This is a genomic window from Pseudoroseicyclus tamaricis (genome assembly GCF_012070395.1).
GTDB classification, from domain to species: Bacteria; Pseudomonadota; Alphaproteobacteria; order Rhodobacterales; family Rhodobacteraceae; genus Pseudoroseicyclus_A; species Pseudoroseicyclus_A tamaricis.
Genome location: NZ_JAAFYS010000004.1, coordinates 436,389 through 463,183 on the forward strand (window position 1 = coordinate 436,389; position 26,795 = coordinate 463,183).

Sequence of the window (26,795 nt, forward strand, 5' to 3'; positions counted from 1 at the left end):
GCGTCACTCGCCTTCCATGACCGCGAGGATATCCTCGGCGCCCAGGTCGTTCACGACGGTCTGCGTGACCGGGATCGTCAGCTCGCCGAAGGCCTCGGCCTCGGCATCCGTCAGCTCGATGATCGTGTTGTCACCGGTCGCGGCGATGCTTTCCAGCACGCGGTCGGTGGTGGCGTACCAGCCTTCCTCGGCACTCTGGCTCAGGCTGCGGCCCGAGTTCTCGTCGATGGCGGCCTGCATCTCGGGCGACAGCCCGTCATACACGCCCTGGTTCATCACGAGGTAGAAGGTGATGCGGCCGAGCGGCACGTTCGTCGTGTAGGAATTGGCTACCTCGTCGAGGCGGAAGTCGCCGATCGCCGAGGCGCCGGTGACGATGCCGTCGATCAGGCCGGTGTCGAGCGCGTTGTACATCTCGCCCGCGGGCATCTGCACGGGAATACCGCCCAGCGTTTCGATCAGGTCGGCGGCGACGGAGCCGGAGACGCGGATCTTCAGGCCTTCCACATCGGCGGGCGTGCGGATGTCATGGTCCTTCATGATGAAGACGTTGGGCTCCGACGTCCAAAGCGCGAGCGGCTTGGTCTGCGGATATTCCTCCATCAGGTAGCCGGCGTCGATGGCATCCCAGATCGCCTCGTAGCCGGGGCGGTCCTCGGTGACGACACCGGGCAGCTCGGCGATCATCGTGCGGGGGAACTGGCTGGAGGTGTAGCCCTGCAGGCCCCAGACGATATCGGCCACGCCCTGCACCACTCGCACGTATTGCTCCAGCGGGCCGGCGCCCAGCTCACCGCCGGGATAGACGTCGATGGTCAGCTCTCCGCCCGTTGCCTCTTCGACGCCGTTCTTGAGCGGCTCGACGGTGGAGGCGGTGAGCGTGTGCTGCGGCGGCACCCAGTGGGCGAGCTTCAGCGTTTCGGCCGCGGCGGGGGCGGCCAGCGCGGCCACGGCTGTGGCGGCGGCGATTGTCTTCAAGAACATGGCATTCCTCCCTGTATGTCTCGCCCGCACCTCCTCCAAGCTGCGGGGTCGCCTCATCATGAGGCATTCCGGGGCGAAAGCAATGATCTGCCCTCGCCCCGGACACTGGCTTAAGTGAAACGGCTCACTTGCGGCTGCGCCAGCTGTCGGCGTAGTTCGTCCGCGCTTCGGCCGAGTAGGGCGTCGGCGAGACCCGCACGCGGATGTCCGTCTGCTTGTGCTCTTCGGTGGAGGTCTTGCCGGTCTTCTCCGGCTCACCCCACTTCATCGTCAGCACGTCGCCCTCCTGCACATCCATGCCCACGACGCCGAGCGAGAGCACGCAGCGCTCGTTGAAGCTGTAGCCGTTGAACATGGACATGCCGACCATGTCGCCCGCCTCGTTGAGCACCATGTCGGCGCTGGTCGAGGCGTAGTTCGGCTGCGGGAAGTCGATCCACTTGTAGGGCGTGCCCTGCTCGAAGGCGGAGGCGATGACCTTCAGCACGTCGTCGCGGTTCCACTCGAAGGTGACCTTCTTGCGCTTCGGGCCCTCCTCCTTGATCTTCTTCAGCGCGTCCTTGCCGATGAAGTCGTCCTTCTTCCAGCCGATGTAGAAGTCGTAGCCGAGCTCGAAGGGGTTCACGTAGTAGTCTTCGATATTGTCGGAGACGAAGGAGCCACCGATGGCGCCGCCGGCCTCGTAGGCATCGGCGCCCAGCCACTGGCGATACTCTTCCAGCATGCCGTCGCCGGTGTAGATCGCCGGCAGCGGGCTCGGGATCCAGCCCGATTCCAGCGTGTTGGTCGAGTAGGCGCGGCTGCCGCACTGCACCAGATCGACGCCGGCATCCTTCGCCGCCTGCATGATCGCACTGTGCACGTAATGCTTGTCGGCATAGGGGCCCCAGATCTCCAGGCCCGGCGCGCCGGACATGCCGTGACGCAGCGCCTGCACCTTCTTGCCGCCCACGTTGATCCAGTCGACGTGGAAGAACTTGATGTCGGGGATCGGCCCGCCGTTCATCTTCTCGAAGATCTTCGGCGCGTCGGGGCCCTGGATCTGGTAGCGGTAATGGGTGCGCAGCACGCGCTCGCCCTCGGGCCGGCTGGGGGAGCGGGGGTCGTGCTTGATGCGCACGTTCCACTTGCCGTAGGCGGCGCAGAACTGCAGCCAGTTGGAGGTCGGCGCGCGGCCGACGAGGATGTACTTCTGCTCGTGCTCGCGGAAGATGATGTGGTCGCCGATGACGTTGCCGGCCGGCGTCACGGGCACGAAGTGCTTGGCGCGGTTGAGATCGAAGTTCGAGAACGAGTTGATGCCGTGGTAGGAGAGGAACTCCGTCGCCTGCGGCCCCTCGACGATCAACTCGTCCATGTGGTGCGACTGGTCGAAGAGCACCGCGCTGTCGCGCCAGGCCCGTTGCTCGTCGCGCCAGTTGACGAACTCGGGGGCAACGACCGGGTAGACATACATGCCGATCTTGCTGTTGCGCAGCACGTCGACGGGGTTGCCGGCTTTGTCGATCACGTCTTGCAGCGATGTGGCGGCCATGGATTCCTCCTCCCAAGGATAAATGTATACATTCGCCGTCATTGCTGGCCTGATTCCGGCCCTGTGGCAAGAGCGCTTTCTCGCCGCGCCGCAGCGCCCGTCAGTCGATGACGAGCGCGAGGGCGGGGGAGATGGGGGCGCCCGGGGCCTTGGTGCGGATCAGGTGATCGAGGTTGCGCCGCGCGAGGCGGGCATGTTCGCGGGCGATGGCCTCCGCCCGCGCGCCCTCCCGCGCCGAGATCGCCTCCACCAGCGCCCGGTGCTGCGCCTGGGCATAGAAGAGCGAATGCTCGAAGGCGGCGTGGGCCGCCTCGTCGGGCAGGAAGGCGGAGGGCGAGGCGAAGGGCAGCGTCTTGGTGCGCTGCAGCTCGCGCGCGATGATCTCGCTGCCCGGCAGGTGCTGGAGCGCGTCGTGAAAGGCGCCGTTGAGCCCCGCGTAGCGCTCGAAGGCGACGGCGCGGCCGGCGCCGAAGCAGCCCTCGAGCGTCTCCAGCAGCGCCCGCATCTCGGCCAGCCGCGCCTCCGGCACGCCCCGCTCCGCCGCCAGCCGCGCCGCCGTCCCCTCCAGCACGCCGCGCAGCTCGATGGCGTCGATCACGTCGGCCACCGTGAAGGCGCGGACGAGAAAGCCGCCGCCGCGCGCCCGCTCCAGCAGCCCCTCCTCGGCGAGGCGGGACATGGCGGCGCGGAGGGGGGTGCGGGAGATGCGCATCTCCTCCGCCAGCGGCACCTCGAAGAGCCGGGTGCCCCCCGGCAGCACGCCGCCGAGGATGCGCTCGCGCAGCGTCAGCAGCGCCCGCCCCTCCTGATTGTCCTTCGCCCGCGGCGCCATCGCTCCCCCTCCGCCTGAATGTATACATTACCGCCCCCGCCGCGTCCGGCAAGCCCTCGCCGCCGTGCTCTTCCGGCGCCCTCCTTACGCCACCGTCCCAGCACGGCCGGGGGCCGCCTCCGGCCGGGGCCGGGCCTCCCGCGGCGCCCGCACAGGCCGTGCACAGCGCGTGCACCGGGCGTGCACCGCGAAACCGGCGCCCCCGCCCCTCCTCGCTTTTCTCGAAATATCCCGGGGGTGCGGGGGCTGGCCCCCGCTCCTGCCCTCTCCTCCCCGCCCCGCCGGAGTGGACAGCGCCCCCACCGCCCCTTACATCCGCGCGCAAGCAAGGAGGCGCCCCATGGCCAACCATCTCTACCAGCGTGACCTGCCGGACGGGCTGGACCTCGGCCCTGTCGTGGCCATCGATTGCGAGACCATGGGCCTCATCCCGCATCGCGACCGGCTCTGCCTGATCCAGATGTCGGGCGGCGACGGGGAGTGCCATCTGATACAGGTCGCCCCCGGCCAGAGCGAGGCGCCGAACCTCAGTCGCCTGCTGGAGGATCCGGCGGTGCTGAAGCTCTTCCATTTCGGCCGCTTCGACATCGCGGTGATGGAACATGCCTTCGGCGCCCTCGCGGCGCCCGTCTACTGCACGAAGATCGCCAGCAAGCTGGTGAGGACCTTCACCGACCGGCACGGGCTGAAGGTGCTGCTGCAGGAGATGCTGGGCGTCGACATCTCCAAGCACCAGCAGCAGAGCGACTGGGGCGCGCCGGAGCTGACGGAGGCGCAGCTCGATTACGCGGCCTCCGACGTCCTCCACCTGCACCGCCTGAAGGCGGAGCTGGACAGGATGCTCGCCCGCGAGGGGCGGACGGAGCTGGCGCAGGCGGCGTTCGACTTCCTGCCCACGCGGGCGAAGCTCGACCTCGCCGGCTGGCCCGACACCGACATCTTCGCCCACTAGGGCCGTGGCGCGCCGCCCCATACGGCCGGCGGCGGACAACCCCTATTCCGTCTTCGTCTCGTGGTCGAAGATCGTCCTGCCACTGATCGCGCTCGGCCTGCTCTCGACGCTCTTTCTCTTCACCCGGAGGGAGGAGCCGGTCTCCGTGCCCGTCGCCGAGCTGGAAGAGATCGCGCGCGAGCAGCGGCTGGCCAACCCCTCCTACGCCGGCGTGGCCACCGACGGCTCGGCCATCGCCATCGCGGCGGAGGAGATCAGCCCCGACGGGGAGGAGCGCTTCGCCATCCTGCGCCCGCGCGCCCAGATCGACGCGGCGGACGGCACCGGCATGCGCATCTCCGCCGGCGCCGGGACGCTGGACGTGCCGGGCAACAGCGCCGAGCTGCGGGGCCTCGCCCGGCTCGTCACCACCAATGGCTACGCGATGGAGACGGAGGGGGTGACGGCGGACCTCGCCTCCGGCCGCGTCGAATCGACCGGGCGGCTGGCGGTGCGGGCGCCGTTCGGAGAGCTGGAGGCGGGCAGGATGGCCTATGGCGGAACGGATGCCGGCAAACTGATCTTCTCTGAAGGGGTGCGGCTGCTATATGACCCCCCGGATGATGCGGCGGCGCCCGCAGACCCCGCGCCGCAGACCGCCGCGCCCGAGGAGGAGTAGCCCCGCCATGAGATCCACCCGCCTTGCCGCCATCCTGTGCCTCGCGCTTGCCGGCCCTGCCGCCGCGCAATCGAGCTTCGACCTCGGCCAGATCGACGTAGACCCCTCCGCGCAGGTGGAGGTGACCGCCGACAGCCTCGAGATCAGCCAGGAGGACGGGACGGCCGTCTTCTCCGGCAACGTCGTCGTCGGGCAGGGGGAGATGCGCATCTCCGCCGGCGAGGTGAGGGTGAATTACAGCGACGAGACCGGGGACATCACCCGGCTCGACCTGTCCGGCGGTGTCACCTTCGCCACGCCCACCGAGGCGGCGGAGGCGCAGGCGGCGGAGTATGACATCGGCTCCCAGCTGCTCACCCTCACCGGGGACGTGCTGCTCCAGCAGGGGCAGAGCGCCATCGGCGCCGAGCGCGCGGTGATCGACCTTGGCGCCGGCACCGCCCGGATGGAGGGGCAGGTGCGCACCGTGCTGGGGCAGACACCCGGCGGCGGCGAGTGATGTCTCGCCTGACGGTCACCGAGGGCGAGGCGGGGCTGCGTGTCGTCAGCCTGCGCAAGAGCTACCGCAAGCGCCCGGTGATCCGCGATGTCTCGCTGGAATTGCAGCGGGGCGAGGTGGCGGCGCTGCTGGGGCCCAACGGCTCGGGCAAGACCACCTGCTTCTACGCCATCGCCGGGCTGGTGCTGCCGGAGGGCGGGCAGGTGATCCTCGACGGGCGGGATGTCTCCGCCCTGCCGATGTATCGCCGCGCCAAGCTGGGGATCGGCTACCTGCCGCAGGAGATGAGCATATTCCGCGGCCTCTCCGTCGAGAAGAACATCATGGCGATCCTCGAGATCGCCGAGCACGATCCCCACGCCCGCCGCGAGCGGCTGGAGGAGCTGCTGACCGAGTTTTCCATCGAGCACCTGCGCCGCACGCCGGCGCTGGCCCTCTCCGGCGGGGAGCGGCGGCGGGTGGAGATCGCCCGCTGCCTCGCCGCGAACCCCTCCTACGTGCTGCTCGACGAGCCCTTCGCGGGGGTGGACCCGATCGCCGTCGGCGAGATCCGCGAGCTGGTGACCCAGCTGAAGTCGCGGGGCCTCGGCGTGCTGATCACCGATCACAACGTGCGCGAGACGCTGGAGATCGTGGATCGTGCCTACATCCTCCACGACGGGCGGGTCCTGATGAGCGGCACGGCGGACGAGGTGGTGCGAGACGAGAATGTGCGCCGCGTTTACCTCGGGCAAACCTTCCGTGTCGGTTGAGGGCGCTCCGCGGATGCCGAGCTTGACAAGACCTCGCCCGATACGGGCAGAATGGAGGTTGATGACGCTCCCGATCCATCAGACCAGGCAGGGTGAGCGGCGCCATGGCGGCGCTGCCCCGGGGTCGGATCGGGCCCCATCATCCCCCCGACCGGCCGAACGACCCGCCGACGCGCCATGGAGCGCGGCCGGTCTCGCGCCCGGGCAATGGTAAGGAGTGACGATGCGCTACCAGATCAGCGGCAAGCAAATCGACATCGGCGAATCCCTGCAGTCGCACGTGTCGACCCGGATCGACGAGACCGTGGGAAAGTATCCCGGGCGGCCCACCGATGCGAACGTGGTCTTCTCGAAATCGGGCCACGAGTACACCTGTGAGGCCGTGGTGCATCTGTCGACGGGTTTGAATGTGTCCGCCAAGGGGGCGGCGGCGGAAATTTATGCCGCCTTCGACGCCGCGAACGAAAAGATGGACAAGCAGCTGCGCCGCTACAAGCGCAGGTTGAAGGATCATCACAAGGAGCGGGTCACGCCTGTTGAACTTATGGCGGCAGGCTCCTATATCCTCGCCCCGTCAGAAGATGACGAAGACGAGGCGGGTGAGACAGACGCAAACGGCTGGGCGCCGGTAATCGTCGCCGAGATGGAGACGCAGGTTCCTTCTCTCTCGGTCGGTGAGGCCGTGATGCAGATGGAGCTGTCCCACGCGAGCGTTCTGGTATTCCGCAATGAGAAACACGGGCAGATCAATGTCGTGCACAAGCGCGACGACGGGAACATTGGCTGGATCGACCCGAAAGTCACGAGCTGAGGCATAAAGAAGCGCCCGGCCTGCCAATTTGGACGGTGGAATGGATCTTACCCAGATTCTAAGGCCCGAGGCCGTGCGCGTTGTCAGCGCGGTCTCGAGCAAGAAACGGCTGTTTCACGACCTCGGGGAGTCGGCGTCGGCCTGTCACGGGCTGCCGGCGGCAGAGGTGACGGAAGCGCTGCTCGATCGCGAGGGGCTGGGGCCGACCGGCTTTGGCAATGGCGTGGCGCTGCCGCATGCGCGGCTGCGCCAGCTCGACCATGTCGTGGGGTTGTTCCTGCGGCTGGAGAAGCCGCTCGACTTCGACGCGGTGGATCGCCAGCCGGTGGACCTCGTCTTCGCGCTCATCGCCCCCGACGCGCCGGGGGTGGATCACCTCAAGGCGCTGGCGCTCGTCTCACGGACGCTGCGCAATGGCAGCACCTGCGCCAAGCTCCGGGCCAACACCGACCCGGCGACGCTTTACGCCATCCTGACTGAGACGCACGCCCACCAGGCCGCCTAAGGCGTGGTGGGCGGCCGCAGCTCGCCGAACCCCAGAAGCTCGTAATCGCGAAGGTAGGCGGCCCGCGCCGCCTCCTGCAGCTCGTCGTCGAGGATGGCGGCGAGGCGGGGGGCGTGCGGATCCGTCTCCGCCAGCGGCGGGCTGGAGCGGCCGGTATGGGCGGCGAGGCGGGGCAGGTCCACCGGCAGATCCTCCTCGCGCAGCACCAGATCCGGCATGGCCCAGGCGGAGAAGCCCTGCAGCGTGGTCGCCTGGCCCGCCCAGGCCGGGTCGATGCGCTGGGCGGTCTGGCCGCCGAGGTTGGCGCGCACGAACCGCAGGAAGCTGAGGAGGTTGGCGCGGTGGGCGGCCTCGTCCGCCGGGTCGGCCCCGGCATCGAAGCCGTATTCCCGGGAGAGGACACGGCGCAGCTCGTCATGGGCGGCGGGGCCGCCGGGGGCGATGCGCTCGCAATAGGTGGCGTGCGCGCGGGCGAGCGGGTGGCGCAGCACGGTGAAGCTGCGCCGGCCGGGATTCGCCGCGAGCCACTCCTTGAGGGTGCGGGCGGTGAAGCCCTTCTGTGGCGGGACATCGCCGAGGTCACGCAGCCAGCGGCGGAGGGCCGGGACCGGGCCGCCGGCGATGGGCAGGTAGAGCAGCGGCGCGCCGGACGCGGCCAGCCAGCTGGGGACGGCGGGGCCGCGGCGGGGCTCGAAATTCGGCAGGCGGGAGAGGTCGAACCTGTCCCACCCCGCGAGCGCCGCCTGCATCTCCGCGAAATTCTCCACCCGCTCGGACAGGGGTTCGGGGTTCTGCTTCTTCAGCGTCTGGTCGAAGCCCTCCAGCCGCGACTCGGTGCCGAGGAAGGCGGCGAGGCCGTTGAGCACGTCGAGATCGAAGAGATCCTCGTAGTCGAGCCAGTAGGCCGCCTGCCCCGTCGTCTGCAGGGCGTGGGAGAGCTGCCGCTGGAAGGCCAGCAGACCTTCCGTGTAGCGGGCGAACCACTCGGGATCGAAGGTGATCTTCGCGCGGACCTGCGTGCCTTCGGCATCCAGCGCCCGCCAGTAGCCGGTGGCCTTGGCCGTCTGGCGGGAGACGAAGGCCTCCACCGGGTTGCGGGTGAGGATGACCTTGCCGATGCGCTTGTCGGCCAGCACCGGGGACAGGACGCGGGGGTCGTGGTTGTGGAAGTAGCGAAAGCCGTTGAGCCCCTCGGCGCGGCGGATGGCATGGACGAGGCGCATGGGGTTCTCGTCCCGCGCCGCCTGGGTGATGCCGAGGATCTCGCTGCGGGAATGATCGCCGATCAGCCAGGTGTTGAAGGCCTCGCCGTGGCAGGTGACGCCGGGCAGGGCGTTGAGGTTCGATTCAAGGAAGTTGGAGCCGGTGCGCATCTCGGCAAAGACGACGAAGGCCTCGAACGCCATCAGCGCACCAGATAGGGCTTGCGGACGCTGCGCCGCTTGCCGAGGGGGGCCGGGTCGACGGGATAGTCGCCCATCAGGTGCGGGTGCATCCCCTCGTTCTTGAGCTGCTGCAGGAAGCGGCCGAAGCCGGCGAGATCGGCCATCTTGGGCACCTCTGTCAGCCGGCCGGTGCCTGCCTGCGGCGCCGCCGCCTCCGCCGCGTGCTGGAGCACCTCCATCGGGGCCTCCACGAACTCCGCCATCGTCCAGACCTTCACGGCCGCCTTGGCGTAGGGGGAGCGGAGGGCGGCGATGTGGTCCGCCTCAAGCTTCTGCAGGCGCGCGGCCCGGGCGCGGATCACCTCGAACGGCGCGCCGGAGCGGAAGAGCGAGACGGCCCAGGCGCCGGAGACGACGGAGATGTCGGCGCTCGGGTCCTTCGCGATATCCCAGCTGATCGCCTGGTTGTCCGCCGGGCCGAAGGAGAAGCACTGCCGCTCGCCCCGGGCGTTCCAGATGAGGTTCGTCAGGAACATGCGCGGGTTGCGATCCCGCAGCCCCGGCGCGGCGGAGAGGGCGCCGGCGACATGCGCCTGCCCGCCCTCGAACTCCGCCCCCTCGGGCGCGAAGAGGTGGCCATGCACCTTGGCGCCGGAGAGGCGGGCGAGCCACGGGGCGAAATCCTCGAAGAGCTCATCGAGGCCCTCGAAGACGCAGTAGCGGGCGCTGGTGACGCCATTCTCCCACCCCGCGTTGGGGAAGCGGGACTGCATGTAGAGCCCGGGCCGCCCGCGCGTGCGGCGCTCGACGGCCTTGGCGAAGACACGGTCGATCTTGCCGGGGTTCGGCTCCGCCTCCTTCGCCGGCAGGGGGCCGAGGAAGGTCTCGTAGAGCAGATCCGCATGGGGCCAGATCTTGCGGGCGACGAAGCAGTCGGAGCGGCGGAGCAGCTCAAGGTGATCGTCGTAGAAGATGTGCGGTTTGCCCTGGAAATCGAACTTCGAGAGGGTCAGCGACCGGCTTTCGACGTTGGTGGAATAGAGGCGCACCAGCGTCTGGAAGTAGCTCTCGTCCGGGATCCACACGCGGCGGAAGTAGCGGTCATGCACCAGGCGCAGCGGGTCCGTCAGGATGGCGGAGAGGGTGCGCCGGGAGAGGCACCACCACTGGCTGCCCATGTGCGGTACGATGCCGGCGGGGATGCGGCGGCGGAAGCCGATGCGGCGCTGGAAATTGACGTAACCGTCGAAGAGCTTGCGGCGGCGCTTCCACGAGAAGGGGAAGCGCAGGGTGAAGCGTTCATCGGAGAGGCCTCCGACCGTCCAGGGGACGTCGGCGGTGGTGGCGCTTTCGATGAAGTCCGCCTCCGGCCGGGCGGCGAGGTAGGCCTTCAGCTCCTCGACGGGCCGGAGGGGCAGGCAGGAGCCGGAGGCGAGGTAGACATGGCCGACGTCGCGGTGCTTCAGCAGCATCTGCTCGGCGGCGTCCTGCGTGGCGGCGACCAGCCCCCAGGTGCCCCATTCGCAGCGGTGGCGGCGGGCGAAGCTGACCATCTCGCCGAGGTCGGCCAGAGCGGCGGTGAAGCGCTCCACCTCCTCGCGGGGGGTGGCCTTGTCGACATGGACGACGACGGGGCAGTCGGCCGCCGTCCACCGGCGGATGACCGCCTCGGCGCGGTGGAGCGCCGTGTGGACGAGCATGATGACGCCCAGCCTCATCGCGGTGGCCTCGCGAGCGGGGCCCTCACGCCCAGTTGCCCTTGGACATGAGGCCGAGAATCTCCAGCTGGCGCCAGTTGATGTAGGTCTCGCTCCACGGGCACCACAGGTCCGGCTCCGCCGTCTCGCCGCCGGTGGCGTAGGCGCGGTATTCGCGGCTGGCGGCGTAGTGCTGGCCGCGCGCCATCTCCTCCGCCGCCTTGGCCGCGAAGGTGCCGAGAAACTTGGTGTGCAGGAGCAGGCCGGAGGCCTTCTCGCCGCCCCACTCGTCGAAGACGGCATTGAGCCCGCGGGGCAGCAGCGCGTGCGTGGAATTGTCGTAGATGCAGGAGCGGTCCCACTTCACCAGCGGGATCTTGTTGAGCGCCGGGGCGTGGTACGGCTCTTCCGGGAAGAAGGTGCGGGCGCGGGGGCCTCCCTGGATCCACAGGTTGCCGAGCTTGTGGTTGCGCTCGATCGTGTAATTGCCGCTGTCGAACCAGCAGGCGATCTGAAGCGGGTCATCGCCGCGCTGGTAGGGGCGGGCGCTCTCGCCGCCCTTGGGGTACATGTCAAGCAGCATGGCGGAGAGGCTCTTGATCGAGCCGGCATCCAGCCAGTCGGTCAGCGCACGGAGGGGGCGCGTGTCGCAAAAGGGGAAGACGAAGAGCTCGTCGGGGTCCACCGTCAGGCACCAGTGGCCGGGGCCGTGGCGCATGAGCAGCCAGTTGAGCCAGTCCATCCCGAAGCGGGCGCGCTTGTAGCTGGCGCCGGTCGTCCAGAGCGAGACGTCGGGCTGCTCGGAGAGGTACTCCAGCCCGCCATCGGTGGAGCCGTTGTCGACCATGATGAAATGGCCGATGCCCATCTGCCGGTAGTAATCGAGGAAATGCGGCAGTCGCAGGTTCTCGTTCCGGAAGGTGGAGCAGACGAGGAGGTCGGAGCGGCGAATGGCCCCCGTGCGGTCGACGACGGAGGTCAGCTCCCGGCGTTTGCGGAGGGCGCGCAGGCGCCAGCGCTTGCGGCGCAGCCTCAGCCGGTATGCCTGCCTGAACCCCAAGGCCCAACCCTCATCTGCCCGCCTTCGGGCGGGGCCGCGCCTATCAGGTCATGCTTAAGACGACCTTGAAGTGCGACGCCCAGTCCGGCGGCTCGTATGGCGGCGCCCCGCCGCCCGCGTCGGCGGCCAGCGCGCTGACGCTCGCCCGCCATTGATAGGCATCCGATTCGCGCAGGTAAACGGGTCTGTCGCCGAGCGACTCGCGCCAGACGGGCAGGTCGAGCGCCACCACGGGTACGCCTCGCGCCAGCGCCTCATGCGCCGGCAGGCCGAAGCCCTCCGCCAGAGAGGGCATCAGGAGGGCACGTGCACCGGAGAGGAGGGTGGCGAGCTGGCCGTCGGTGAGGCCGGGGCGCTCGATCACCTCCGCCGGGGCCTCGTCGAGCCGGGCGAAGAAGACGGGGTTCTCCCAGCCGCGCGTGCCGCAGAGGTAGAGCTGCGGGCGCTCGGCCAGCTCCTCCCAGACATCGAGGAGGAGGCCGAGGTTCTTGCGAGGCTCCAGCGTGCCGATGGCGATGAAGTAGGGCGCGGTGGGGGAGAGGCCGTCCGGCAGCGGCTCCGGCGGCGCCAGATCGACACCGAGCGGCACGCCGCGGACGGGCAGCGGCACCGGCAGGCGGCGGCGGATGGAGGTGGCGGCGGCGCCGGTGGAGGTGAGGATGAGATCGGCATGAGCGGCGGTGGCCGCCAGCATCTCGGTGAAGCGCTGGGCGGTGCCGGGGCGGCAGTATTCCGGGTGATCCAGCGGGATCGTGTCGTGGATGAAGGCGGTGACGATGGCGCCGGGGACGGACTTCATCGCCGACAGCGCCTCCTCCGTCAGGCCGGTGTGCCCGACCAGCAGGCAGGCCGTGCCATGGGGCAGGCGGCGCGTGAGGAGGCTGGCGAGGCGGGCATGGGGCGCGCGGGCGATGGCGCGGCGGCGGAGCGTCGCCTCTGCCGCCGCCCGCTCCGGCGCGCCGGGGCGGGTCAGGCGGGCAAGCGGGCCGGCACGGCCCCAGTCGGCGCCCGCGACAAGAGCGGGCAGGCTGGCGCGCAGCCCGGCCTCGTCCAGCAGGAGGTAGCCGAGGGGCGTCCGGACCAGCCCGAAGAGCGGTTCGGGCGCCGCGAGCAGCGCCCGAAGGTAGGCCGCCTCCACCCGGTCGACCCCGGTGAGCACCCGGCCGGCCCGTGAGACCAGCCGGCTGACATCGAGGAGCCGGGCGGAGGGCATGGCCCGTTACTCGGCGGCGCGGGGAAGCGGCACCATGTCCTGCAGGTAGGCGGAGAACTCGTCGCGCAGCTCCTCGCGGGCGAGGCCGAAGGCGACGGTCGCCTGCAGGAAGCCCGCCTTGGAGCCGCAGTCGAAGCGCTGGCCCTGGAAGCGGAAGCCATGGACGCCCTCGGGCGTGTCCATCTGCGCGGCGATGGCATCGGTGAGCTGCAGCTCGCCGCCGGCGCCCGGCTTGGTGTGCGTCAGCGATTCCATGACCTGCGGGGTCAGGATGTAGCGCCCGATGACGGCGAGGTTGGACGGCGCCTCCTCGATCGGCGGCTTCTCCACCATGCCTTTCACGCGCATCGTGGCGCCCTCGTTCTTCTCGACATCGAGAAGGCCGTAGGAGCTCGCCTTGTCCTCCGGCACCTCCATCGCGGCGACCATGCAGCCGCCCGTCTCCTGATGCGCCTCGACCATCTGCTTGAGGCAGGGCTTCTCGGCGGCGATCACGTCATCGGGGAGGATGACGGCAAAGGGCTCGTCGCCCACCAGCCGCTTGGCGCACCAGACGGCATGGCCGAGGCCGAGCGCCTTGTGCTGGCGGATGTAGGCGATGGCGCCGGATTCCATGTAGGTCGTCTTGAGCACTTCGAGCAGCTTGTCCTTGCCGTCGCGCTCCAGCTTCGCCTCCAGCTCGGGGGCGTGGTCGAAATAATCTTCGAGCGCGGATTTGCCGCGCGAGGTGACGAAAATGAATTCCTCGATCCCGGCTGCGCGGGCTTCGTCAATTGCATATTGAATCAGGGGGCGGTCGACGAGAGTCATGATTTCTTTCGGCACCGCCTTCGTGGCCGGAAGAAACCGGGTCCCAAGGCCAGCGACCGGGAAAATTGCCTTGGTGACACGTTTGGTCATCGAGAAGTCCTTTCTGTCCGTGGCGCAACAGCAATGGCGCCGGATCCTAACGTTTTATTAACGCCTAACAAGCGAACGCCCTTTATATCGGGCAGTTTCATGGCCCCAAAAAGACAATTGCTCATCAGTCAGCAGCCCGAAGTGGAGCTTTCGCGGATTCTCGCCTCAGGCGAGTGGCGAACGTGGCAACCTGCACGAGCGGGTCATTCCGCCCTGCCTTACCCCAGAGGCCGCCGCGCTGCTCCCAAACACCGGCCCCCGTGAAACTCAGGCGATGATAGAGCGTGCTCGGAGAAAAGACAAAGAGCTCCGCCCGGTGACCGCCTGCCACGGCGGCAGCTGCCTCTTTTCGGAGCGCCGGGAGCGACCAGGGCCGCCCGGAAAAGCGCCGCGTGGCGCCTGTGCAGGCGGGATGGAAGGGTAGCCAGGGGGGCGGCACCTCGGTGAGCGGGGCGAGCGGAGGCAGGGGGCACGCCTTGCCGGCATCGGTGCCGGCGACGAATCCCTGCACGATCTCCCGCGCCTTGCGGCGGGAGATGCGGCGCGCGCGCAGGTGGCGGAAGATGCGGGATTGCTCCTCGGCCAGCTGGTCGAAGATGCGGCGCGCCATGGTCGCCTCGTCGGCCCCGTGGCGGCGCAGGAAGACGACGAGGGAGGCGCCGATCTCCGTGAGGTCGAGCGGCACGCGATCGTCCCGGCGGCGGGCGGAGGCCATGAAGCCATGGTGGACGATGGCCTCGGGCACCACGGCGGTGGGCGCCATGAGGCGCAGGTTCACGTCCGCCTCGTCGAGGTAGAAACGATAGGCCGGATCGAAGCCGCCGATGGCGGCGAGGGCCGCGCGGCGGAAGGCCATGTTGGTGCCCTCGGTCTTCACCGGGGCGCCGTCCTCGGGCGGGTAGAGGCCGGGGGCATCCGGCAGCGGCAGGTGAGTCGCATCCGCCCGTATGCGGCGGGCCCGGTGCTGGAAGGTGAAGCCGTTGCGGCCGATGACGTAGCCGGTGGAGGCCGCGGCGCCGGCGGAGAGGGGCGCCACGAGCCTGTCCAGCCAGTCGGGCAGGGGGACCGCGTCGTCATCGAGGAAGGCGACCGCCTCGCCCGCCGCCGCCGCCAGCCCGAGGTTGCGGGCGGCGGAGATGTTGGCCTCGTCGAAGCGGATCGCCTTGATCCGACCGGCGCGGCCGGCGGCGGCGATTCCCGGCCCGTCGGCGACCACGACCAGCTCGAACTCCGGCGTCGTCAGCTGCTCGAGTGCCGTCAGCGCCCGGGCGAGCGCCTGAGAGCGCCCGTGGCTGACGACGATGACGCTGGTGCGCATCCTAGAGGCGCGCCCGGGCGAATCGGGGGGATGGCCACGATTCGGCCATGGGCCGGGCGCGGAGCTTTGCGCCCGACGTCATCTCAGGCCTCTTTCAGCTCCACGCCCGGGGCGTAGGCGATGAAGAAGGGGTTGGCGAAGCCGGGTTTGCCGTAGGTGAAGGGCGCGTGATCCTCGAAGCGCACCATCTGCCCGCCGGCGCCGCGCAGGACGGCATCGGCCGCGGCCGTATCCCATTCCATCGTGCGGCCGAGGCGGGGGTAGAGATCCGCCTCGCCCGCCGCGATCAGGCAGAACTTGAGGGAGGAGCCGGCGGAGGTCATGTCCTTCACGGCGTATTTGGCGATGTAATCGTCCGTCGCCTGGTCCCGGTGGGACTTGGAGGCGACGACCATCAGCGCGCCGTTGTCGGGGGTGGAGACGTGGATCTCGCCGACCGGGCCGGGGGCCTCCTTGTCGAAGCCGCCCGTCTCCTCGACCGAGACGCCGTCGGCACGGGTGTAGAAGAGGCGGTTCTTGGCGGGGGCGTAGACGATGCCGCGGATCGGCACGCCGTCTTCGACATAGGCGATGTTGACCGTGAAATCGCCGCGGCGCTGCACGAACTCCTTGGTGCCGTCCAGCGGGTCGACGATGAGGAAGGTGGAGACCTCCTGCCCGTGGCTGGCGGCCTGCTCCTCCGTCACGAGGGCGATGCCGGGGAAGGCCTCGCGCAGGCCGGCGGAGATGAGCGCGTCGGCCTTCTCGTCGGCTTCGGTGACGGGGCTCTCGTCGCTCTTCGACTTCACCTCGAAATCGTCGGAATTGTAGACCTCCATGATGGCGTCCCCGGCCTCGAGGGCGAGACGGCGCATCACCGACACAAGTTTGTCAAAATCCAATGGCTTTTCCTCTATAGATGGCGGCCCGGACCCGTCCCCCACGCCGCGCGTTGATCGTGCCGGGCGCGCCACTTATGCTGTTCATGACCGGCAGGCCGCAAGAGCCCCTGCCGACCGCCGCTGCCCGAAGGGAGCGAGATGTTTCAGACCGGCCGCAAGCGCAGCGCGATCGAGAGTGCCTTCAACCTCGTCGAGCTGATCTATCATTCGACCGTCCGCAACGTGCGCAAGACGCATCGCTCGGCGCTGGGCGGGCTGTTCATGAACATCCTGCAGAACGTGCTGTTCATCGCCACCTTTTACGCGATGTTCCAGTTTTTCGGCATGCGGCAGAGCTTCACCCCCGCCATCCGCGGGGACTTCCTGCTCTACATCATGTCGGGCGTCTTCCTCTTCATGGTGCATATCAAGACGGTCTCCGCCGTCACCCGCGCCGAGGGGCCGACCTCGCCGCTGATGCAGCACGCGCCGCTCAACACGACGGTGACGATCACCGCGGCGGCGCTCGCCTCGCTCTACCTGCAGGTGCTGTCGATCTTCGTCATCCTCTTCTTCTACCACGTGCTCTTCACGCCGATCAGCATCAACGATCCCTTCGGGGCGCTGTGCATGGTCGGCCTCGCGTGGTTCTGCGGGGTGGCGATCGGGATGATGCTGCTGGCGCTCAAACCCTGGGCGCCCAACTTCGCCAACGTCGCCGGGACGATCTGGAACCGGGCGAACATGGTGGCCTCGGGCAAGATGTTCGTCGCCAACACGCTGCCCGGCTACATGCTGGCGCTCTTCGCGTGGAACCCCCTGTTCCACATCATCGATCAGGCGAGGGGGTTCATCTTCCTCAATTACACGCCGCATTTCACCTCCTGGGGATACCCGTTGAAGGTGAGTCTGGCGCTGATCGTCATCGGCATGATGGGGGAGTTCTACACCCGCCAGCACGCCTCGAAGAGCTGGGGGGCCGGCCGGTGAGGTGGCTGGCGCTGCTGCTGACGCTCTGGGCCGGGATGGCCGGGGCGACGACGGAGGAGGCGCTGCCGGCGCTCTACGACGTGGCCGGAGTCGCGGCGGACGACGTGCTGAACCTGCGCGAAGGTCCGGGGGTAGAGCACGCGGTGATCGGGGAGCTGGCGCCGGGCGCGGAGAGCGTGGAGGTGACGGCGCTCAGCGAGGATGGCGGCTGGGGCAGGGTCAACGTGGAGGGCCGGAGCGGCTGGGCCTCGATGGCCTACCTGGAGCGGCAACCGGGGCAGTATGACAGCTTTCCGCCGGGGATTGCCGCGTGCTTCGGGACGGAGCCGTTCTGGAGGCTTGAGGAGACGGGCGACGGCTGGCAGGTGACGCTGCCGGGCGAGCCGGCCGTCTCCTGGGCGCCGGGCCTGCCGGCCGATCCGATGGGGCGGCCGGGGGTCTTCGCATGGCTCGGCGAGGACGGCGCGGGGGCGCTGGTGGTGGCTCGCGAGAGCTGCTCGGACGGGATGTCGGACCGGCTGTTCGGCCTCTCCGCCGCGTTGGTGACGGCGGAAGGCGGGGCGGTGCTGCGGACGGGATGCTGCTCGCTGGTGGAGTGAGGGGCGGTGGGTTGGAAACCCGGCCTACGGGGCGTGAGCTCGGGGTTCTGTCGGCGGTGTGCGGCCCATTCGGCGACCGGCCTGAGCTGTGCCCCCGCCCGGTGCGCGCCAAAGGCGCAGGGCGAGCGCCTGCCCGTCCCGCGGGCTGGCGCTCCGGTGGGGCTTGGTCCCTCGCTCGGGCCGGGGAGGGGCTTGGCGGGCATAAAGAGTGCAGCGGGACCGTCGAGGCGCCACCCCACGGGCAGGCGCTCGCCCTGCGCCTGCAACGGGAGTGCCGGGTGGAGAGGGGGGTGGTGGGTTGGAAACCCACCCTACGGGTCTGGGCGCCGGCCTCGTTTTACGAAGGCGCCCGGCCTGAGCTGTGCCCCCCGCCCGGCGCGCGCCAAAGGCGCAGGGCGAGCGCCTGCCCGTCCCGGCGGGCTGGCGCTCTGGCGGGGCTTGGTGCTCAGCGGAGGGCGGGGAGGGGCTTGGCTGGCATAAAGTGCACAGCTCGCCCGTCGGGGCGCCACCCCACGGGCAGGCGCCCGCCCTGCGCCAGCAACGGGAGTGGGGGGTGGCGAGGGGGGAGGTGGGTTGGAAACCCACCATACGGGGCGTGAGCTCGGGGTTCTGTCGGCGGCCCATCCAGCGACCGGCCTGAGCTGTGCCCCCGCCCGATGCGGGCCAAAGGCGCAGGGCGAGCGCCTGCCCGTCCCGCGGGCTGGCGCTCTGGTGAAGCTTGGTGCTCAGCGGAGGACGGGGAGGGGTTTGGCGGGAATAAAGAGTGCAGCGGGGCCGTCGCGGCGCCACCCCACGGGCAGGCGCCCGCCCTGCGCCTGCAACGGGAGTGCGGGGTGGCGGGCCGGGTGGTGGGTTGGAAACCCACCCTACGGAGTGTGAGCGCGGGGTCATTTCGGGGATGTAGGACCCCTCTCCGGTGACCGGCTTGAGGTGGGTTGGAAACCCACCCTACGGGCGAACGTCCGCTGACCGCGCGCCGCGAAAGGTGACCGCGCCGCGAAAGGTGCCCGCCCGCCGTCTCAGGTGACCACGCGCATCGTGACGTTGATGCGGCCGCCGCCGTCAAGCAACGTGGAGGAGCCCTCGCGCACGCGGTCCACGCCGTGGTGGACGAGGCGGGCGTCGCCGGCGATGAGGGCGACGTCGCCGGATTTCAGCCAGTGGCTCTCCGTCTTGCCGCCGCGCTCGATGTTGCCGACGCGGAAGAGGGCGTCGTCGCCGAGGGAGATGGAGAGGACGGGCTGCGACAGGTCCGCCTCGTCGCGATCCTGGTGCAGGCCCATGCGGGCGCCCTCGCGGTAGAGGTTGACGAGGCAGCTCTCCGGCTCTCGCGCATCGGGGGCCACCGCCCGCCAGAGCGCCAGCGCCGCCGGGGGGATCGGCGGCCAGGGGGCGCCGGTGACGGGGTGGCGCTCCTCATAGCGGTAGCCGCGCCTGTCGCTGACCCAGCCGAAGCGGCCCGCGGAGGTCATCTGCACGCTCATCTTCTGGCCCCGGCGCGTCTCCGGGCGGAAGAGCGGGGCGGCGGTCACCACCTCTCTTAGCTCGGCCAGAAGGGCGCGCTGGACGGCCTCGTCCAGACGGCCGGGCCAGATGGCGACGCCGCGCAGGTCTATCATTTGCATTTGTGAAACCCCCATCGGCCGTGGTTGCAGCCCCGATTGCCCCTTCCTATATAGCTGCAGGTCGAACGACCCGTCATCGGATCGTCACCAATTCATCACCTGGCCGGGGTGCCGCCATCCGGGCCCCGCCGCTCAAACCGCCTGAAGCATAGGGATTTGAACACATGGCCAAAGTCATCGGTATCGACCTTGGAACCACGAACTCTTGCGTCGCCATCATGGATGGCTCGCAACCGCGCGTGATCGAGAACTCCGAGGGGGCGCGGACCACGCCCTCCATCGTCGCCTTCACCGAAGAAGAGCGGCTCGTCGGCCAGCCCGCCAAGCGGCAGGCCGTCACCAACCCCGACAACACCATCTTCGCCGTCAAGCGCCTCATCGGCCGGCGGACGGATGATGCCGCCGTGGACAAGGACCGCAAGCTTGTCCCCTATTCCATCGTGGATGGCGGCAACGGCGACGCCTGGGTCAAGGCGCGGGACGAGCGCTACTCGCCCAGCCAGATCTCCGCGTTCATCCTCGGCAAGATGAAGGAAACCGCCGAGAGCTACCTCGGCGAGGAAGTGACGCAGGCCGTCATCACCGTGCCCGCCTACTTCAACGACGCCCAGCGCCAGGCGACAAAAGACGCCGGGAAGATCGCCGGGCTCGAAGTACTGCGCATCATCAACGAGCCGACGGCCGCCGCGCTGGCCTATGGCCTCGACAAGAAGGAAAGCCGCACGATCGCCGTCTACGACCTCGGCGGCGGCACCTTCGACGTGACCATCCTCGAGATCGACGACGGCCTCTTCGAGGTGAAGTCCACCAACGGCGACACGTTCCTCGGCGGTGAAGACTTCGACATGCGGATCGTCCACTACCTCGCGGACGAGTTCAAGAAAGAGCACTCCGTCGACCTGACGAAGGACAAGATGGCCCTCCAGCGCCTGAAAGAGGCGGCTGAGAAGGCCAAGATCGAGCTCTCCTCCTCGACGCAGACCGAGATCAACCAGCCGTTCATCTCGATGGGCGCCAACGGCCAGCCGCTGCACATGGTCATGAAGCTGACCCGCGCCAAGCTGGAAAGCCTCGTGGGCGACCTGATCAAGAAGTCGATCAAGCCGTGCCAGGCCGCGCTGAAGGATGCCGGCGTCAACGTGGGCGACATCGACGAGGTCGTGCTCGTCGGCGGTATGACCCGCATGCCAAAGGTCGTCGAAGAGGTGACCAAGTTCTTCGGCAAGGAGCCCCACAAGGGCGTGAACCCCGATGAGGTCGTGGCCCTCGGCGCCGCTATCCAGGCCGGCGTGCTGCAGGGTGACGTCAAGGACGTCGTGCTGCTCGACGTCACGCCCCTGTCGCTCGGCATCGAGACGCTGGGCGGTGTCTTCACCCGCCTGATCGACCGCAACACGACGATCCCGACCAAGAAGTCGCAAGTCTTCTCCACGGCCGAGGATCACCAGAACGCCGTGACCATCCGCGTCTTCCAGGGTGAGCGCGAAATGGCGGCGGACAACAAGATGCTCGGCCAGTTCAACCTGGAGGACATCCCGCCGGCGCCGCGCGGCATGCCGCAGATCGAGGTCACCTTCGACATCGACGCCAACGGCATCGTCAACGTCTCCGCCAAGGACAAGGGGACGGGCAAGGAGCAGAAGATCACCATCCAGGCCTCCGGCGGCCTCTCGGACGACGATATCGAGCGCATGGTGAAGGACGCGGAGGACAACGCCGAGTCCGACAAGAAGCGCCGCGGGCTGGTCGATGCCAAGAACCAGGCCGAGAGCCTCATCCACTCGACCGAGAAGTCGATCGAGGAGCATGGCGACAAGGTCGATCCCTCCACCGTCGAGGCGATCGAGCTGGCGCTGGCCGCGCTGCGGGACGAGCTGGAAGGTGACGACGCCGACAAGATCCGCGCCGGCATCAACAACGTCACCGAGGCGTCGATGCGGCTTGGCGAGGCCATCTACAAGGCCGGCCAGGAAGACAGCGGCGATGCGGAGCCCGAGATGAAGGGCGCCGACGAGGAAGGTGACGACACCATTGTCGACGCTGATTTCGAAGATCTCGGCGAGGACGACAAGCGGGGTCAGTGACCTCCTGACCAGGCGCCGGGCCGGCCTCCTTGCGGGGCCGGCCTCCGCCGTTCCAGAGGGGACATGACTGACGATGGCAAAACGCGATTTTTACGATGTGCTGGGCATCGCCAAGGGTGCCAGCCCCGAAGAGATCAAGAAGGCCTATCGGACCAAGGCCAAGGAACTCCACCCCGACCGCAACTCCGACAACCCGGATGCCGAGGCCCAGTTCAAGGAAGCGAACGAGGCCTACGACGTCCTGAAGGATCCGGACAAGAAGGCCGCCTATGACCGCTTCGGCCACGCCGCCTTCGAGGGCGGCATGGGTGGCGGGGCGCGGCCCGGCGGCGGTGGCTTCCGGCCCGGCGGGCCGGGGCAGGGCGACTTCGCCTCCGCCTTCTCCGATGTGTTCGACGACCTCTTCGGCGATTTCATGGGACAGCAGCGCGGCGCCGGAGCGGCCCGCGCCCGCGCCACGCGCGGCAATGACCTGCGCTACAACCTTCGGGTGACGCTGGAGGATGCCTTCAGCGGCATGACGAAGACGCTGAACGTGCCGACCTCCGTCACCTGCGACGTCTGTGACGGCTCGGGCGCCGCCGGCGGCAGCGAGCCGCAGACCTGCCCGACCTGTTCGGGCCTCGGCAAGGTGCGCGCGCAGCAGGGCTTCTTCACGGTGGAGCGCACCTGCCCCACCTGCAACGGCCTCGGCCAGACGATCAAGAACCCCTGCCGCAATTGCGGCGGTGCCGGCCGGGTCGAGAAGGACCGCTCGCTCTCCGTCAACATCCCCGCGGGGGTGGAGACGGGCACGCGCATCCGGCTCGCCGGAGAGGGCGAGGCGGGCGTGCGCGGCGGGCCGGCGGGCGACCTCTACATCTTCATCGATGTGAAGGAGCACGCGCTCTTCCAGCGCGACGGCACGCATCTGCATTGCCGCGTGCCGGTGAGCATGGCGACGGCCGCGCTCGGCGGAGAGATCGACGTGCCGACGATCGACGGCGGCAAGAGCCGGGTGAAGATCCCCGAAGGCTCGCAGAGCGGGCGCCAGATGCGCCTGCGCGCCAAGGGCATGCCGGCGCTGCGAGGCGGCCCGCCGGGTGACATGTTCATCGAGCTGGCGGTGGAGACACCGGTGAAGCTTTCGGCCCGGCAGAAGGAGCTTCTGCGCGAGTTCGACAAGCTCAGCGAGGAGAACAACCCGCAGAGCGCGGGGTTCTTCAAGTCCGTCAAGGGCTTCTGGGATTCGATGAAGGGCTGACGCGGTTCTAGAAGGGCGCCCCGACCGGGGCGCCCTTTTCGTTTGTCGGGGCTGGAACGCATCGGCGCTGCCGCCGTTCTCTGAAAGTAGTCCTTGAGGGGTGGCGCATGTTCGACTGGATCACCGGAATCGTCGATTCCATGGGCGCCATAGGCGTCGGCCTGCTGATGTTCCTCGAGAACGTCTTTCCGCCCATCCCCTCCGAGCTCATCATGCCGCTGGCCGGCTTCAACGCCGCCCGCGGCGACATGAGCCTGCCGCTGATCATCCTGTCTGGCTCCATCGGGTCGCTGGCCGGGGCATGGCTCTGGTACTGGCTGGCGCGGAAGGTGGGGCAGGAGCGGCTGCGCCGCTTCTCCGAGCGGCACGGGCGGTGGACGGGGATCACGCCCGAGGATCTCGACAAGGCGCAGCGCTGGTTCGAGCGGCGCGGCGGGGTCGCGGTGCTGATCGGGCGCCTGATCCCGACGGTGCGCACGCTGATCTCGGTGCCGGCGGGGCTGACGGACATGCCGCTGCCGAAGTTCCTCGCCTATTCCGCCGTCGGCACCGTGGGCTGGACGACGCTGCTGGCGATGGCCGGCTACTGGCTGGAATCGGGCTACGAGGCCGTGTCCGGCTGGCTGGACCCTGTCACCTGGGTCGTGATCGGCGGCATCGTGGCCTTCTACCTCTACCAGGTCGCCACCTACGACAGGCGGAGGGCGAAGGCCGGGGGATCTTAAGGGATCATCAACCATGGAATGGCACGCTCGGGGATATGAGCGAGTCGCCCCAGCTGTCATTTCAGGATGTTGCCGCCCCTTTCGGGGGGGACGAGGTGGCGGCGGTGGAGCCGCTGCCGAAGGGCAAGGTCCCCTCCTACATGGCCGATCACCGGCGCCGGCTCCGCGCCCGCTTCATGGAGGGCGGGGCGGCGGCGATGCCGGATTACGAGCTGCTGGAGCTGCTGCTTTTCCGCGCGATCCCGAGGCAGGACGTGAAGCCGCTGGCGAGGCGGCTGATCGAGCGATTCGGTGATCTGGGGGCCGTGCTCTCCGCACCTACGGTGCGGCTCGCGAAGGTCGAGGGCGTCGGCGAGGCGGTGATCTGCGAGCTGAAGGTGGCGGAGGCGGCGGCACACCGGATGGCGCGCGCCCGGGTGCTGCAGCGGCCCGTCATCTCCTCCTGGGACCAGGTGCTGGATTACTGCCACACGACGATGGCCCACCGTGAGACGGAGCAGTTCCGCATCCTCTTCCTCGACCGGAAGAACGTGCTGATCGCCGACGAAGAGCAGGCCCGGGGCACGGTGGATCACGTGCCCGTCTACCCGCGAGAGGTGGTCAAACGGGCGCTGGAGCTCAACGCCTCCGCGCTGATCCTCGTGCACAATCATCCCTCCGGTGACCCGACACCGAGCGACGCCGACATCCAGATGACCGCCGCAATTGCGGAGGCGGCGCGGGCGCTGGGGCTGACGATCCACGATCATCTGGTGATCGGGCGGCAGCGGGAGCTGTCGTTCCGGGCGGAGGGGTTGTTGTAGGGGCGCAGGACGACGGTTGAGCTTTTCCCCGCCCGGTGCGCGCCAGAGGCGCAGGGCGAGCGCCGGCCCGTCCCGCGGGCTGGCGCTCGGGTGACGTTGACGCGCAGATCGGGGCGGGGAGGTGGTGGCGCGATAAAGCGCACCCACGGGAACGCTGGTGCGCCACCCCACGGGCCGGCGCTCGCCCTGCGCCGGCGGGTGGTGTGCGGGGTGTTGGCGGGGTGGTGGGTTGGAAACCCACCCTACGGGGTCGTGGAGCCCATCCTACCGGGTCCCGCGGGTTCGGGGAGGATCCTTCGGGCGGGATGGTGCGTGGCGAGCACGCACCCTACGAAAACGGCGCCCGCATGGGGCGCCGCTTCGATCTGTCCGGACGGGGAGGGCGGGTTACTCCGCTCCGGCCTCTTCGAGCTGCTCGTCGATGACGGCGGCGAGGTCGCCGTAGGCCATGTTCGAGTACTTCTCGCCCTGGATCATCAGCGTCGGAGTGGCCTGCACCTCGTCGGCCTCCGCGTTCTCCTGGAACCAGGCGACCAGCGTCTCCGCCATGGTGCCGTCGGAGAGGCAGGCGTCGACCTCCTCGGCGTCGAGCCCGGCCTGGATGCCGATCTTGCGCAGGTTCTCGGCGATGGCCGCCGGGTCGCGGCCGCCGGCGATCCAGTCCGTCTGCGTCTCGTAGATCATGTCGTGGATGCCGAAGAAGCGCATCTCGCCCCCGCAGCGCGCGACCATCGAGGCCCAGAGGCCGAAGCGGTCGAAATACACTTCGCGGAAGATGAACCTCACCTTGCCGGTGTCGATGTAGTCGCGCTTCAGCTGCTGATACTGGTCGGCGTGGAAGGCCGCGCAATGCGGGCAGGTGAAGGAGCCGTACTCGATCATCGTCACCGGCGCGTCGGCCTCGCCGAGCGCCATCTCCTGGATGGAGGAGGTGTCGAGCTCGGTGGCCGCACCCTCCTGCGCGTTGGCGGCGCCGGGCAGGGCGAAGTCCGTCTGGCCGGGCCGGGGCTGCATGAAGGCCCAGGAGCCGCCGACGGCAGCGGTGCCGGCGAGAAGGGTGATGGCGGTGCGCCTGTTCATGAGGTCTCTCCCGATATTCGTTTGGACTTGGTCAATACGTTTGAGCCGAGCGCCGCAAGGGCGGCGCGCAGGCCCGGGTCTTTCACGCCCTCGGTCAGCGCTTCGGCGCTGGTGCGGGCGGCGGGGTCGGGCGCGGCGGGCTTCGGCTTCGGCGAGAAGGGCGTCTGCCCCTCGGCGAAGCCGGTCGGCGCCGTCTGGGTGAGGCGGACACGGGCGATGGCGTTCCACCCGTAGCAGGCGTTGACGCGGGCGCGCAGCCGCTCCTTCTCCATCTCCAGCACCGGGGCATTGGCGCCCTGCACGAGCAGGACGAGCGTGGCACCCATGCCGCCGCGGGCATAGCTCACCTCCACCGGGCGGCAGAGGCGGGCGAGGCTTTCGCCGGCGACCTCCTCCCAGTGGGTGACGAGGCGCGCCACGGAAAAGCCGCGCGACTCCGCGCCCTTCCGGATATCGGGGGCGAGGATCGCGTCGACCTTCTTCAGGCCGTAGGTCGTGCCGTGGCGTCTGGGCTTTTCGCTCATGTCGCGGCATCTTAACTTCCGGCGATGGCGAGGCCACGGAAACCTTTGCAACGACCCATAAAAGATGCGTGACGGCGGCGGAGCTTCCGGGCCCGGCGAGGGCCCCGATCCGGGCGCCCTGCTGGCGTGGTACGACCGGCACGCGCGGGCGCTGCCGTGGCGCGTGCCGCCGGGCGCGGCGCATCGGGCGGAGCCTTATCGCGTCTGGCTCTCTGAGATCATGCTGCAGCAGACGACGGTGCCGGCCGTGAAGCCCTATTTCGAGGCCTTCACGACCCGCTGGCCGACAGTGGAGGCGCTCGCGGCGGCGCAGGATGCCGAGGTCATGGCCGCCTGGGCGGGCCTTGGCTACTACGCCCGCGCCCGCAACCTGCTCAAATGTGCCCGCGTCGTGGCGGGGGAGCGGGGCGGGCGCTTCCCCGACAGCGCGGAGGGCCTGAGGGAACTGCCCGGCATCGGCCCCTACACGGCCGGCGCCGTGGCGGCGATCGCCTTCGACAGGCCCGAGCCGGTGGTGGACGGCAATGTCGAGCGGGTGATGGCCCGCCTCTACGATATCGACGAGCCCCTGCCGGGCGCCAAGGCCGAGATGAAGGCCCGCGCGGCGGAGCTGACGCCGCGCGCCCGCCCGGGCGATTACGCGCAGGGCGTGATGGACCTCGGCGCCACCATCTGCACCCCCCGCTCCCCCGCCTGCGGCATCTGCCCGTGGCGCGAGCCCTGCCTCGCCCGCGCACGGGGGACGCAAGCCGAGCGGCCGGTGCCGGCGCCGAAGAAGGCGAAGCCGACGCGGCACGGCATAGCCTATGCCGGGCGGCGGGAGGACGGGGCGTGGCTGCTGGAGACGCGGCCGGACAAGGGCCTCCTTGGCGGGATGCTCGGCTGGCCCGGCAGCGACTGGGCCGATGCCCCGCCCGAGCCGGCACCGCCGGCAGAGGCCGAGTGGCGGGAGACGGGCGTCGAGGCGCGGCACACCTTCACCCATTTCCACCTGCGGCTGGAGGTGCTCGTGGCGGAGCTGCCGATGGGGGCAGAGCCGGCGCGCGGCCGCTTCCAGCCGCTGAACCCGAAGGACCTGCCGACGCTCATGCGCAAGGTCCACGCCATCGCCGCCGCGGCGCTCCGCCATGATTGAGACAATTTGCGCTGTATTATAGCGTCG

General features: G+C 69.3%; 26 protein-coding genes. 13 read left to right on the forward strand and 13 right to left on the reverse strand.

Annotated elements, in window-relative coordinates; all coding sequences use genetic code 11:
• Positions 1–3: 3 nt before the first annotated feature.
• From GY170_RS17910 to GY170_RS17920, 3 genes are all read right to left on the reverse strand, one after another.
• The gene (locus GY170_RS17910; protein WP_163896131.1) at positions 4–984 is read right to left on the reverse strand and encodes a TRAP transporter substrate-binding protein; all 981 of its coding nucleotides are present in this window, start codon (positions 982–984) and stop codon (positions 4–6) included.
• Positions 985–1,108: 124 nt separating this feature from the next.
• Entirely contained in the window at positions 1,109–2,518 is a 1,410-nt protein-coding gene (gene ligM, locus GY170_RS17915) for a vanillate/3-O-methylgallate O-demethylase (RefSeq protein ID WP_163896133.1), read from the reverse strand.
• A gap of 100 nt (positions 2,519–2,618) precedes the next feature.
• Positions 2,619–3,350, reverse strand: coding sequence for a GntR family transcriptional regulator (locus GY170_RS17920; RefSeq protein ID WP_163896135.1), 732 nt, complete (start codon positions 3,348–3,350; stop codon positions 2,619–2,621).
• A gap of 340 nt (positions 3,351–3,690) precedes the next feature.
• Here GY170_RS17920 and GY170_RS17925 point away from each other — a divergent pair, with 340 nt between their 5' ends.
• The 6 genes from GY170_RS17925 to GY170_RS17950 all read left to right on the forward strand — a co-directional run bounded on the left by GY170_RS17925 (position 3,691) and on the right by GY170_RS17950 (position 7,527).
• The gene (locus GY170_RS17925; protein ID WP_163896136.1) at positions 3,691–4,302 is read left to right on the forward strand and encodes a ribonuclease D; all 612 of its coding nucleotides are present in this window, start codon (positions 3,691–3,693) and stop codon (positions 4,300–4,302) included.
• Positions 4,303–4,306: 4 nt separating this feature from the next.
• A complete protein-coding gene (locus tag GY170_RS17930; protein WP_163896138.1) occupies positions 4,307–4,960 on the forward strand; it encodes a hypothetical protein in 654 nt (217 codons plus the stop codon).
• A gap of 7 nt (positions 4,961–4,967) precedes the next feature.
• A complete protein-coding gene (locus tag GY170_RS17935; protein WP_163896140.1) occupies positions 4,968–5,459 on the forward strand; it encodes an LptA/OstA family protein in 492 nt (163 codons plus the stop codon).
• Entirely contained in the window at positions 5,459–6,211 is a 753-nt protein-coding gene (lptB, locus tag GY170_RS17940; RefSeq protein WP_163896141.1) for an LPS export ABC transporter ATP-binding protein, read from the forward strand. Before GY170_RS17935 ends, lptB begins: the two co-directional genes overlap by 1 nt.
• A 223-nt stretch (positions 6,212–6,434) precedes the next feature.
• Positions 6,435–7,022, forward strand: a complete 588-nt coding sequence (hpf, locus tag GY170_RS17945) for a ribosome hibernation-promoting factor, HPF/YfiA family (RefSeq protein ID WP_163896143.1) — start codon at positions 6,435–6,437, stop codon at positions 7,020–7,022.
• A 40-nt stretch (positions 7,023–7,062) separates the two neighbouring features.
• Positions 7,063–7,527 carry a PTS sugar transporter subunit IIA gene (locus GY170_RS17950; protein WP_163896145.1) on the forward strand — a complete coding sequence of 155 codons (465 nt, stop codon included), beginning with the start codon at positions 7,063–7,065 and terminating at the stop codon, positions 7,525–7,527.
• Here the strand turns inward: GY170_RS17950 and GY170_RS17955 are convergent.
• The 7 genes from GY170_RS17955 to cysQ all read right to left on the reverse strand — a co-directional run bounded on the left by GY170_RS17955 (position 7,524) and on the right by cysQ (position 15,981).
• The gene (locus GY170_RS17955; protein WP_235924249.1) at positions 7,524–8,933 is read right to left on the reverse strand and encodes a sulfotransferase domain-containing protein; all 1,410 of its coding nucleotides are present in this window, start codon (positions 8,931–8,933) and stop codon (positions 7,524–7,526) included. The two genes, GY170_RS17950 and GY170_RS17955, sit on opposite strands and share 4 nt — an antisense overlap.
• The gene (locus GY170_RS17960) at positions 8,933–10,630 is read right to left on the reverse strand and encodes a DUF5927 domain-containing protein (protein ID WP_163896146.1); all 1,698 of its coding nucleotides are present in this window, start codon (positions 10,628–10,630) and stop codon (positions 8,933–8,935) included. Before GY170_RS17960 ends, GY170_RS17955 begins: the two co-directional genes overlap by 1 nt.
• A gap of 25 nt (positions 10,631–10,655) precedes the next feature.
• Positions 10,656–11,669, reverse strand: a complete 1,014-nt coding sequence (locus GY170_RS17965; protein WP_163896148.1) for a glycosyltransferase family 2 protein — start codon at positions 11,667–11,669, stop codon at positions 10,656–10,658.
• 43 nt (positions 11,670–11,712) lie between these two features.
• Positions 11,713–12,882: a glycosyltransferase gene (locus tag GY170_RS17970; RefSeq protein ID WP_163896150.1), complete on the reverse strand. Its 1,170-nt coding sequence runs from the start codon at positions 12,880–12,882 to the stop codon at positions 11,713–11,715.
• A 6-nt stretch (positions 12,883–12,888) separates the two neighbouring features.
• The gene (gene galU / locus GY170_RS17975) at positions 12,889–13,782 is read right to left on the reverse strand and encodes a UTP--glucose-1-phosphate uridylyltransferase GalU (protein ID WP_163896152.1); all 894 of its coding nucleotides are present in this window, start codon (positions 13,780–13,782) and stop codon (positions 12,889–12,891) included.
• A gap of 124 nt (positions 13,783–13,906) precedes the next feature.
• Positions 13,907–15,100, reverse strand: coding sequence for a glycosyltransferase family 2 protein (locus GY170_RS17980; RefSeq protein ID WP_163896154.1), 1,194 nt, complete (start codon positions 15,098–15,100; stop codon positions 13,907–13,909).
• A gap of 83 nt (positions 15,101–15,183) precedes the next feature.
• Positions 15,184–15,981 (reverse strand): 3'(2'),5'-bisphosphate nucleotidase CysQ, encoded by a 798-nt coding sequence (cysQ, locus tag GY170_RS17985; RefSeq protein WP_163896156.1) that lies wholly within the window; start codon positions 15,979–15,981, stop codon positions 15,184–15,186.
• A 138-nt stretch (positions 15,982–16,119) separates the two neighbouring features.
• Between cysQ and GY170_RS17990 the strand changes: the two genes are divergently transcribed.
• Positions 16,120–16,950, forward strand: coding sequence for an ABC transporter permease (locus tag GY170_RS17990; RefSeq protein WP_163896158.1), 831 nt, complete (start codon positions 16,120–16,122; stop codon positions 16,948–16,950).
• Positions 16,947–17,549 carry an SH3 domain-containing protein gene (locus GY170_RS17995; protein WP_163896161.1) on the forward strand — a complete coding sequence of 201 codons (603 nt, stop codon included), beginning with the start codon at positions 16,947–16,949 and terminating at the stop codon, positions 17,547–17,549. Before GY170_RS17990 ends, GY170_RS17995 begins: the two co-directional genes overlap by 4 nt.
• A 1,019-nt stretch (positions 17,550–18,568) precedes the next feature.
• On the opposite strand, the gene GY170_RS18000 is transcribed toward GY170_RS17995, so the two are convergent.
• Positions 18,569–19,174: an alpha-ketoglutarate-dependent dioxygenase AlkB family protein gene (locus tag GY170_RS18000; protein WP_235924250.1), complete on the reverse strand. Its 606-nt coding sequence runs from the start codon at positions 19,172–19,174 to the stop codon at positions 18,569–18,571.
• 164 nt (positions 19,175–19,338) lie between these two features.
• On the opposite strand from GY170_RS18000, the gene dnaK reads away from it, so the two are divergent.
• From dnaK to radC, 4 genes are all read left to right on the forward strand, one after another.
• Positions 19,339–21,258, forward strand: coding sequence for a molecular chaperone DnaK (gene dnaK, locus GY170_RS18005; protein ID WP_163896165.1), 1,920 nt, complete (start codon positions 19,339–19,341; stop codon positions 21,256–21,258).
• A gap of 73 nt (positions 21,259–21,331) precedes the next feature.
• The gene (gene dnaJ, locus GY170_RS18010) at positions 21,332–22,501 is read left to right on the forward strand and encodes a molecular chaperone DnaJ (protein ID WP_163896167.1); all 1,170 of its coding nucleotides are present in this window, start codon (positions 21,332–21,334) and stop codon (positions 22,499–22,501) included.
• Between the two features lie 107 nt (positions 22,502–22,608).
• Complete coding sequence (locus GY170_RS18015; protein ID WP_163896168.1) at positions 22,609–23,226, forward strand: DedA family protein; 618 nt, start codon at positions 22,609–22,611, stop codon at positions 23,224–23,226.
• Between the two features lie 35 nt (positions 23,227–23,261).
• A complete protein-coding gene (gene radC, locus GY170_RS18020; RefSeq protein ID WP_163896170.1) occupies positions 23,262–24,029 on the forward strand; it encodes a RadC family protein in 768 nt (255 codons plus the stop codon).
• 387 nt (positions 24,030–24,416) lie between these two features.
• Here radC and GY170_RS18025 read toward each other — a convergent pair whose 3' ends face one another.
• Together GY170_RS18025 and GY170_RS18030 are read right to left on the reverse strand one after the other, a co-directional pair.
• On the reverse strand, positions 24,417–25,109 hold the full coding sequence (locus GY170_RS18025) for a DsbA family protein (RefSeq protein WP_163896172.1): 693 nt from the start codon (positions 25,107–25,109) through the stop codon (positions 24,417–24,419).
• Positions 25,106–25,633, reverse strand: coding sequence for a DUF721 domain-containing protein (locus GY170_RS18030; protein ID WP_163896174.1), 528 nt, complete (start codon positions 25,631–25,633; stop codon positions 25,106–25,108). The genes GY170_RS18025 and GY170_RS18030 overlap by 4 nt, the downstream gene beginning before the upstream one ends.
• A 64-nt stretch (positions 25,634–25,697) precedes the next feature.
• Here GY170_RS18030 and mutY point away from each other — a divergent pair, with 64 nt between their 5' ends.
• Positions 25,698–26,768, forward strand: a complete 1,071-nt coding sequence (gene mutY, locus GY170_RS18035; RefSeq protein ID WP_163896176.1) for an A/G-specific adenine glycosylase — start codon at positions 25,698–25,700, stop codon at positions 26,766–26,768.
• Positions 26,769–26,795: the final 27 nt, after the last annotated feature.

What these genes read in the sequence shown, in the direction of transcription:
- GY170_RS17910 (WP_163896131.1), bottom strand. Translation starts at nt 984, where the DNA reads ATGTTCTTGAAGACAATCGCCGCCGCCACAGCCGTGGCCGCGCTGGCC.
- ligM (WP_163896133.1), bottom strand. Translation starts at nt 2,518, where the DNA reads ATGGCCGCCACATCGCTGCAAGACGTGATCGACAAAGCCGGCAACCCC.
- GY170_RS17920 (WP_163896135.1), bottom strand. Translation starts at nt 3,350, where the DNA reads ATGGCGCCGCGGGCGAAGGACAATCAGGAGGGGCGGGCGCTGCTGACG.
- GY170_RS17925 (WP_163896136.1), top strand. Translation starts at nt 3,691, where the DNA reads ATGGCCAACCATCTCTACCAGCGTGACCTGCCGGACGGGCTGGACCTC.
- GY170_RS17935 (WP_163896140.1), top strand. Translation starts at nt 4,968, where the DNA reads ATGAGATCCACCCGCCTTGCCGCCATCCTGTGCCTCGCGCTTGCCGGC.
- lptB (WP_163896141.1), top strand. Translation starts at nt 5,459, where the DNA reads ATGTCTCGCCTGACGGTCACCGAGGGCGAGGCGGGGCTGCGTGTCGTC.
- hpf (WP_163896143.1), top strand. Translation starts at nt 6,435, where the DNA reads ATGCGCTACCAGATCAGCGGCAAGCAAATCGACATCGGCGAATCCCTG.
- GY170_RS17950 (WP_163896145.1), top strand. Translation starts at nt 7,063, where the DNA reads ATGGATCTTACCCAGATTCTAAGGCCCGAGGCCGTGCGCGTTGTCAGC.
- GY170_RS17955 (WP_235924249.1), bottom strand. Translation starts at nt 8,933, where the DNA reads ATGGCGTTCGAGGCCTTCGTCGTCTTTGCCGAGATGCGCACCGGCTCC.
- GY170_RS17960 (WP_163896146.1), bottom strand. Translation starts at nt 10,630, where the DNA reads ATGAGGCTGGGCGTCATCATGCTCGTCCACACGGCGCTCCACCGCGCC.
- GY170_RS17970 (WP_163896150.1), bottom strand. Translation starts at nt 12,882, where the DNA reads ATGCCCTCCGCCCGGCTCCTCGATGTCAGCCGGCTGGTCTCACGGGCC.
- galU (WP_163896152.1), bottom strand. Translation starts at nt 13,782, where the DNA reads ATGACCAAACGTGTCACCAAGGCAATTTTCCCGGTCGCTGGCCTTGGG.
- GY170_RS17980 (WP_163896154.1), bottom strand. Translation starts at nt 15,100, where the DNA reads ATGCGCACCAGCGTCATCGTCGTCAGCCACGGGCGCTCTCAGGCGCTC.
- GY170_RS17990 (WP_163896158.1), top strand. Translation starts at nt 16,120, where the DNA reads ATGTTTCAGACCGGCCGCAAGCGCAGCGCGATCGAGAGTGCCTTCAAC.
- GY170_RS18000 (WP_235924250.1), bottom strand. Translation starts at nt 19,174, where the DNA reads ATGCAAATGATAGACCTGCGCGGCGTCGCCATCTGGCCCGGCCGTCTG.
- dnaK (WP_163896165.1), top strand. Translation starts at nt 19,339, where the DNA reads ATGGCCAAAGTCATCGGTATCGACCTTGGAACCACGAACTCTTGCGTC.
- dnaJ (WP_163896167.1), top strand. Translation starts at nt 21,332, where the DNA reads ATGGCAAAACGCGATTTTTACGATGTGCTGGGCATCGCCAAGGGTGCC.
- GY170_RS18015 (WP_163896168.1), top strand. Translation starts at nt 22,609, where the DNA reads ATGTTCGACTGGATCACCGGAATCGTCGATTCCATGGGCGCCATAGGC.
- radC (WP_163896170.1), top strand. Translation starts at nt 23,262, where the DNA reads ATGAGCGAGTCGCCCCAGCTGTCATTTCAGGATGTTGCCGCCCCTTTC.
- GY170_RS18025 (WP_163896172.1), bottom strand. Translation starts at nt 25,109, where the DNA reads ATGAACAGGCGCACCGCCATCACCCTTCTCGCCGGCACCGCTGCCGTC.
- GY170_RS18030 (WP_163896174.1), bottom strand. Translation starts at nt 25,633, where the DNA reads ATGAGCGAAAAGCCCAGACGCCACGGCACGACCTACGGCCTGAAGAAG.
- mutY (WP_163896176.1), top strand. Translation starts at nt 25,698, where the DNA reads ATGCGTGACGGCGGCGGAGCTTCCGGGCCCGGCGAGGGCCCCGATCCG.